This is a genomic window from Chloroflexota bacterium, from assembly GCA_015478725.1.
GTDB lineage: Bacteria > Chloroflexota > Limnocylindria > Limnocylindrales > CSP1-4 > C-114.
In genome coordinates this window covers 1-1665 of the sequence record JADMIG010000094.1, presented here as the reverse complement: position 1 = coordinate 1665, position 1665 = coordinate 1, and the positions used below count along the sequence as shown (strand labels likewise).

At 71.0% G+C, this 1665-nt stretch carries 1 protein-coding gene; it reads left to right on the top strand.

Annotation, left to right across the window (positions count from 1 at the left end):
* The first annotated feature begins 127 nt into the window (after positions 1-127).
* Entirely contained in the window at positions 128-1453 is a 1326-nt protein-coding gene (locus IVW53_15905) for an IS1380 family transposase (GenBank protein MBF6607047.1), read from the top strand.
* The last annotated feature ends 212 nt before the right edge of the window (positions 1454-1665 follow it).

Here is a 1665-nt window from a genome sequence, read left to right as displayed (position 1 = left end):
ATAAGCCCGGATCCACCGAACCCCGGGCGTGATTCATCATCCGGGACAGACGAACAGGTGCCCTTCTGATCGGGAATGATGGCCTTGAGAGAACCCCATCAGCCCGACCGAGTGGAGCACCTGTTCGATGCGATCTTCCCATAGCCTCGACCGGCTCGCCACGGCCTTTGACGACGACCGTCTGGTGGCCGATGCGGGCCTCCTCCTGCCCGCCACCCTGGCCCAGCATCTCGGCCTGAAGGGACTCGTCGAGGAGCACCTCCACCTCGGAACGGCGCCAGGCCGGGCGAACGTCGGGGACAAGTTCCTGACCCTCGTCGCCTCGGCCCTCGCGGGTGGTGACTGTATCGACGACGCGGCCGCGCTCCAGGCGGGCGGGACGGAGGGCGTCCTCGGGTTCGTCGTGAAGGCGGCGTCGACGCTCGGCACGTTCCTGCGCAGCTTCCGCTGGGGCCACGTCCGCCAGCTCGACGCCGTCAGCCGCCATCTCCTCGCCCGGGCCTGGGCAGCGGGAGCGGGACCTGGCGATGCTCCGCTCACGATCGACCTCGACTCGACGATCTGCGAGACGTACGGCCTCCAGAAGGAGGGCGCCCTCCACCACGGCTACACCAAGGTGCGCGGCTACCACCCGCTCCTCGCGGTCGCGGCGGGCACGGGCGATGTCCTGATGGCGCGCCTGCGCGAGGGCCGGGCCAACACCGTCCGGGGTGCCGCCCACTTCCTGTGCGAGACGATCGGGCGGGTCCGGCACGCCGGCGCGACCGGCGAGCTCACGATGCGGGCCGACTCCGGGTTCTATGCCCACGCCGTCGTGGCCGTCTGCCGGAAGATGGACGTCCGCTTCAGCATCACGCTCCGCATGCACGGGACCATGCGCGCGCGCATCGAGACGATCCCGGAGGAGGAGTGGACCCCGATCGCGTACCCGATCGCGGGCGGCGCCGACGTGGCGGAGGTCGTCTACACCCCGTTCGCCACCGAGAAGGACGCGACACCGGTCCGCCTGATCGTCCGGCGCGTCCGTCCCAAGGAGGGCTCCCAGCTCGCCCTCCTCACCCTCTATGCCTACCACCCGTTCATCACCGACCGGGTTGGCGACACCCTCTCGCTCGAGGCCGATCACCGCCGCCATGCCGAGATCGAGAACGCGATCCGGGACCTCAAGTACGGGATGGGGCTCAACCACCTGCCGTCGGGGAAGTTCGCCGCCAACGCCGCCTGGCTCGCGGTCCAGGTGCTGGCCCACAACCTCGCCCGCTGGACGGCCCGGATCGGCCTGGGTGCCGGGATCGTCACCACCAAGACCCTCCGGCGGCGGCTGTTCGGCCTTGCTGGGCGGTGCACCCGGAGTGCACGGCGGCTGACGCTCCACTTCCCGGCGCGCTGGCCGTGGGCCGCCGAGTTCGCCGCCGCCCTCGCGCGCCTCCGGGCGATCCCGCTTCTCGCCTGACGGTCGCACCGCACCCATCGGCCGCTCCGGGGGGCTGGCGTCAGCGTGGGAGGAAATCGGCTGCAGGGCGTCCGGCGCGTCACCCGAGGCCGGTCTGCTGGTCATCCGACCGCCGTTGGCCATGGTTACGGAGCGTTGCTGCCGTCGACGGGTCATGAGATCCTGTCCGAGCCTCGTCAGCCGGTCGGACGACCGGGTTCGGTGGATCCGGG